General features: G+C 67.4%; 6 protein-coding genes. 1 reads left to right on the forward strand and 5 read right to left on the reverse strand.

All coding sequences use genetic code 11. The annotated features are described in order from the left end of the window. Positions 1-276: 276 nt before the first annotated feature. From AB0F91_RS38285 to AB0F91_RS38295, 3 genes are all read right to left on the reverse strand, one after another. Entirely contained in the window at positions 277-741 is a 465-nt protein-coding gene (locus AB0F91_RS38285; RefSeq protein WP_360605852.1) for a hypothetical protein, read from the reverse strand. Between the two features lie 72 nt (positions 742-813). Continuing rightward, positions 814-1,356: a flavin reductase family protein gene (locus AB0F91_RS38290; RefSeq protein WP_360605854.1), complete on the reverse strand. Its 543-nt coding sequence runs from the start codon at positions 1,354-1,356 to the stop codon at positions 814-816. 127 nt (positions 1,357-1,483) lie between these two features. Next, positions 1,484-2,437 (reverse strand): LysR substrate-binding domain-containing protein, encoded by a 954-nt coding sequence (locus AB0F91_RS38295; protein ID WP_360605856.1) that lies wholly within the window; start codon positions 2,435-2,437, stop codon positions 1,484-1,486. 196 nt (positions 2,438-2,633) lie between these two features. Between AB0F91_RS38295 and AB0F91_RS38300 the strand changes: the two genes are divergently transcribed. Next, complete coding sequence (locus AB0F91_RS38300) at positions 2,634-3,407, forward strand: SDR family oxidoreductase (protein ID WP_360605858.1); 774 nt, start codon at positions 2,634-2,636, stop codon at positions 3,405-3,407. Positions 3,408-3,484: 77 nt separating this feature from the next. On the opposite strand, the gene AB0F91_RS38305 is transcribed toward AB0F91_RS38300, so the two are convergent. Both AB0F91_RS38305 and AB0F91_RS38310 read right to left on the reverse strand, forming a co-directional pair. Further along, on the reverse strand, positions 3,485-4,618 hold the full coding sequence (locus AB0F91_RS38305; RefSeq protein WP_360605860.1) for a beta-propeller fold lactonase family protein: 1,134 nt from the start codon (positions 4,616-4,618) through the stop codon (positions 3,485-3,487). Positions 4,619-5,052: 434 nt separating this feature from the next. After that, on the reverse strand, positions 5,053-5,817 hold the full coding sequence (locus AB0F91_RS38310) for an NADP-dependent oxidoreductase (RefSeq protein ID WP_360605862.1): 765 nt from the start codon (positions 5,815-5,817) through the stop codon (positions 5,053-5,055). Positions 5,818-6,000 lie beyond the last annotated feature (183 nt).

Consider the following 6,000-nt stretch of genomic DNA (forward strand, 5'->3'; position numbering starts at 1 on the left):
CGTGAGGGCTCGGACTCATCGAACTGGTCTTGCTCATGATTCTCCCTCGGTACAACTCAGCCGGGTCCGTCTGTCGACATCGGACGAACCGGCCGCGTCGAACAATTCCATACTCGATCGCGGCCGGCCACTCAGGTCGCTCCGTTGCGCCTTCCCCTCCCATCGCGGCGGGCCGCCACCCGCTCGAGCCGTAGTAGCCCGGGCGGTGACCGAAGGAGCGCCTCGTGGCGACGAGGTGCAAGTGCTTGTATTCGCCGTAGCCTTCGGCGATCCGCATCAGGGCTTCGCCGCAGAACCGCAGGCCCACCAGGGCGAGGTCGCCGCCGTAGAAGATCGTGGGCCACGCGCGTACCACGTCTGGTGCGGTTCGTGCTGCGTCGACGGGTCGCGGTGCAGGACCTCGTCCGAAATGGACAGCCCACGGCGGCCCGGCAGCGCCACCACATCGTCGTAGACACTGGGTTCGCGGAGGGTTTCCAGCAGCGCCGAGTGCTGGTCGGGCATCGACGCTACCGGGTCGGCCAGCTCGTGCGGCCGGACGCCGAGCGGGAACACCAAATCCCGGTACTTCCACGACTGCACCGACGACGACTTGCCGTGCACCGAGCCGAGGCCGTTCTTGAAGCACAGCTCCTGCACCTGGCACACCGCGAGGAACGACCGTTCGCCCTCCACGTCGGTCGCGGGCTCCTGCAGCGTGTGCAGCACCTCGGTTTTGAGGTAGGAGTTGTACGCGGTCATGTCTCTCCGGCTTTCTCGGTCGGGGAAACGCGGGCCGGAACGCGCACGGCGGCGTGCCACAAGCAGACGGCGTCATAACCCGCCCTCTCTCCCCCGCGGGATGTTTTCCCCCAGCTCGAAATACTTCGAATGGTGAAAGATCAACGGAGAAACGTCGCCCACGTCCTTCGCCCCCAGGTCGACGACCTCACCGACGAAGATCGAGTGGTCTCCCCCGTCGTAGACACCCCATTTGCGGCACAGGAACCAGGCCAACGAATCACCTATGACGGGACAGCCGTCACGCATATCCATCTTCACCTCGGCCGATACGGCCCACGGGCTGCGTGCGTAGAAGTCGGCGATCGCACCCTGTCGATTCCCGAGCACGCTGAGCCCGTAATATCCGTCGGTCGCGTGCAGCAGCTCGTGCATGCGGCCGGGCTTGTTGACGCTGACCGCGCAGAGCCTGGGATTCAGGGAAACCGGCGAAAATGAGCTGGCCGTCATCCCGTGCACACCGTCTCCGTCGGGGATCGTGATCACGCTGACGCCCGTGGGGAAATGCCGCAATGCGTGCCGGAAAGCCAAGGCTTCGAGTCCGTCGGGAACGAAGGTGCTGCTGGGGACGGTCACTGCCGATCACTCCTCCTCGGGGGCCGTGTGTCCGGCCGACGGTAGGTCTGTCAGGCAGCATCCATCAGCGACCGCATACCGCGCCAATGCATGTTCTGCCGTCGGATATACCAGGAGTGGCATGTCCCTACGGACCGATGAGCTCCCGCAGAATGTCGATCATCGCGCTCGCGGCGGGAGTGAGGTCGCGGCCGGCTGCCAGCGTGATGCCGACACTGTGGCTGGCAAGCTCGAACTCCGGACCCAAGCTCACGACACCCGGCAGTCCTTCGTGGATCGAGACTGACAGCGCCGCGATCGAGTCCGTGGCGAGGAGCAAATGCCGCACCGCGAGGTACGACGTGGTCTCGACCCGGTTGAGAGGCAGGGGAATACCACGAGCGCTGAAAAACTGGTCCAGCTCGCCGCGCAGGCGCGCCTCGGCGTCGGGGAAGATCCACGGATAACCGGAAAGCTCTGACGCGTCGATCTTTTCGCGGCCGGCCAGCGGATGCTCCGCGCGGACCACGAGCGACACGGCCTCGTTGTGCAGCGGGAGCCGGATGAAGTGTTCGTCGGTCGGCTGCGTCAGCCGACCCACGACGAGGTCGAGGCGCCCCGAAACCAGTTCCGAAAGCAGCCTGCGGGGCAACGCCTCGGTCAGCTCGACAGTCAAGAGCGGGTGCCGGGCCTTCAACACCTCCACCGCTCGCGGGACCAGAGCATTCGACCCGGTGAGGTGAATACCGATCGCGACCGTCCCGCGGTCGGCGTCCCGCAGCTGGGCCACGTGCTTTCCAGCCTGGCGAATCTGGGACACGACAGCCCGGGCGTGCGCGGCGAACGCTTCACTGAACGGCGTCGGCGACAGCCCCTTCGGGTGCCGCACGTACAACGCGACCCCGAGGATTTCCTCGAGTTCGCGCAGGGTGCGCGTCGCGGCCGGCTGGGTGATCTTCAGATCATCGGCGGCCGCGACCAGGGTGCCGCGACGCGCGATCGCGTCGACCAGCAACAGATGCCGAATCTTCAGCCGCCCGTCGAAAAGATTGGGCGTCGTCATGGTGCTCGACATACTCATCTGCACGTAGCTCCAGCGCACCTCGGCACCCAGGAAACATACCGCAATCCGACTCCGACTGAGCGCGTCCGAGGTCGGAGCGCACGTTGCGCGCGCCGCCTTCCCCAGCGGTCTCCGTGATCGTCGGTAAGAACCGTCGTCCGCGCGGCACCAAGGTCCTGGCAGCCCGATCCGGGAACCACCCGGTGTCCGGGATTTCGTATGAAGGAGCAAAGTCATGAGCGAGAGTTTCGAAGGCCAGAAGGTCGTGGTGGTCGGTGGCAGCAGCGGTATGGGGTTGGCCACGGCCCATCAAGTGGTCGCCGGGGGTGGCACTGCGGTGATCACAGGTCGCAATCCCGACCGGGTCCAGGCGGCGGTCGAAGCTCTGTCGCAGAAGGGAAAGGCCTGGGGCATCACGACCGAGCTGACCGACCGTGACCAGGTACCCGAGGTCCGCAAGCAGCTCGCGGCCGAACACGCCGATGCCAACCTGCTCGTGAACGCGGCGGGGTTCTTCATCCCGAGGGCGTTCAGCGAATACGACGAAGCCTTCTACGACTCGTACAACGAACTGAACCGAGCGCTGTTCTTCATCACGCAGACCGTCGTCGCGGGCATGCTCGCGGGCGGTAAGGGCGGTGCCATCGTCAACGTCGGCTCGATGTGGGCGCACCAGGGCATCGCGGCCACACCACACGCCGGTTACTCCGTGCAGAAGGGCGGTATCCATTCGTTCACCAAGGCGCTCGCGATCGAGCTCGCACCGCACGGAATCCGCGTCAACGCGGTCGCTCCCGCGGTCGTCAAGACACCCCTCTACTTGGGCTTCGTGCCCGAGGACAAGCTCGACGAGACGGTGAACAGCTTCGCCGGCGTCCATCCGCTCGGGCGGGTCGGCACACCGGAGGACATCGCGAACGCGGTGTCGTTCCTGCTGTCGGACAAGTCGAGCTGGATGACCGGCGCGATCGTCGACGTCGACGGCGGCGTCATGGCCGGCCGCAACTGACCCCGGATCCGTAACGCCACGAGCGCCGGCACGACGAGACGGGTGGGCGCAGGTGCCGGCACCCACCCGTCAGTGTGTCAGGAGGCGACGATCCCCTCGCCACCGACGGCGTCCGGCACCGTGATCGTGCCGACCGCGGTGAGGCGGCCGTCGCGGCCGATGCGGAAGGCGTCGACTTCGCCGTCCTTTCCGGCCTGTGCGTAGAGGAACTTGCCGTCACCGGACGTGGTGAGGTCGATCGTGCCGGGCGAAGCAGGCGTCTGGCCGATCAGGTCGAGCTTCCCGCCGCCTACGTGGTAGGTCGTGATGGTGCCGCTGCCGGCGTTGGCGACGTAGGCGTAGGCGCCGGCGGCCGTGATCCAGCAGCTCGCCGCCTGGCCGGTGGGCGCGGTCTCGGAGAGAGTCGCCCGCCCGGCCCTGTCGATCTGCGCCGAGACGAGCGCGTTGGGGCCGGCTTCCGTGAGCAGGACCCGGCCGCTGTGGTCGAAGGCGAAGCCGAACGGAACAGAGCCGGATCCCGTCGACGTGACCGTCGCCTTGGCGGACAGTCCGAGCAGGGTGTTGACCGAGTAGACCATCAGGCTGTCGCCGACGGCCTTGGTCGCCACCACGAGGTGTGCTCCGTCGGGCGTGAACTCGACCTCGGCGGGGGTGTGCGTGAACTGCGGCGCGGCGTTGGGGTCGAGCCCCAGCGCCCGGTGCTGGCCGGGCAGCGGGATGAGGTGACCACCGAGGTTCCAGTACCCCTGCAGCGACCCACCGTCCAGAGCGTTGAGGACATAGACCCGGTCGCCGTGGACGGCGACGCTCACGGGGAACCGGCCGCCGGAAGCGACGGTCTGAATGCGGATCAGCCGGCTACCGCGGACGGCGAACACGGTCACGGTGTTGCTGCCGGCGTTCGTCGCGATCAGCACCTGATTGCGTTCGTCGTACACGAGCGAGCCCTGCGAAGCCTGGTGGTCGACGACCGACCCGTCCAGCACGCCGCCGAGACCACCGGTCTTGTAAACGGCCGCTTGCTTCAACGTCCCGTCGGTGGACCGGCTGTAGGCGACGACGGCGTTGCCCGTCGGGCTGTCGGTCTGCACGAACACCGCACCGCTGTGTCCCTGCGCCGCGGACGCCGAGGTCTCTGGAGCCGCGATCGTGATGGTCGCCAACACCGCCGCGGCCCCGAGCGCGACTCGGGTGATGATGTGTCTTGCCATTCTGTTGTCGGTTCCTTTTCTGTGGAATCCCGTTTCCTCGTACGGGTGAGTAGGTGTCGCTCCACCGCACTGTCTTACCCACGGCGTCGCGAACCTTCCTCGGTGCAGGATCCTGGGGTACGAACGGGCAATACCTGCGATCCCGCTCGACGACGGGCCGGCCGCGAGGAGCGCTTGGGTCCGGTGTGGACAGTTGCCGAGCGCGGAGGATCGAGAGCAACAGCCGTGGTCGAACCACTGGCGACCACAGACGAGACGACGCAACCGGCGCCGGCGCCGGTTGCCGTTTACGGGACAGAACTCAGGTTCCGGTACGCCCCGGGGCGACTCGAAGGACGACCGGACCGCCGTTCGCGCCGGAAACAGCGCGTTCAAGGGCCGTCGCCGCCTCGGACAGGGGCAGTGTGGCGCCCACCGACAGGGTCAGCCGACCATCACCCAGGAGCAGAAAGCTCCTCGAGCTGGGTCGAGGCCGGGCGCACGTAGACGTCGGCGACGCTGATGCCGCGCTCGGCCGCCGGTGGGTCGCCGGTGATGGTCGCCATCCGGCCGCCGTCTCGCAAGGCCAGGACGGTGTCGGCGCTGCCTCCGGAAACCGCGTTGACGGCGGCGTCGACGCCACCGGTCAGTTCACGGACGCGGTCAGGCCAGTGGCTGTCGTGGTAGTCGACGACCTCTGCCGCCCCGGCCTGTACCACTCGGGCGGTGCTCGACGGTCCGGAAGTGCCGATCACCCGGACCCCCCGCAGCGCGGCGAGCTGCACAGCCAACCCGCCGGTCGTCCCGCCGGCGCCGTGGACGAGCAGCGTCTCGTTCTCGGCGACTTTGAGCGCCTCGGAGAGCACCTGCTCCGCGGTCAGCGCAGGCACTGGGAACGCCGCCGCCGTGCCCCACGGCACACCGGGAGGCTTCAGCACGAGCAGATCGGCGCCCACGACCAGGCGCTCGGCCCAGCAGCCCTGGTGACGCAGCGGAAGCGGATGGCCGAGGACCTCATCGCCCGGCCGGAGGTTCGTGACCTTCGAACCGACCGCGACGACCGTGCCGGCGACTTCCACGCCGAGCGCCATGGGCGCGGTCAACCCGACGTTCCACGCCCCCACTCGGACGATGTCGTCCCAGTTTCCGACGCCGGCTGCCGCGACCTCGACCAACACTTCCTCGGGACCGGGGCCACCAGGCTCGGGGAGGTCGAGCAACTCGACTTGACCTCCAATCTCACGCACTCCAGCGGCACGCATCAACTGTTCTTCCTTTCACGTTGATCAGTCCGGCATTTTCGGGCCACTCGAATATGAGGCCGACTTCATCCGCGCCACCAAAGGCCTACGCGGGCGACGCGATCGAGCTCGCCAACAGCCTCAGGCACGGGGTAAACCACA

It is taken from the genome of Amycolatopsis sp. NPDC023774, from assembly GCF_040639695.1.
Classification (GTDB): domain Bacteria; phylum Actinomycetota; class Actinomycetes; order Mycobacteriales; family Pseudonocardiaceae; genus Amycolatopsis.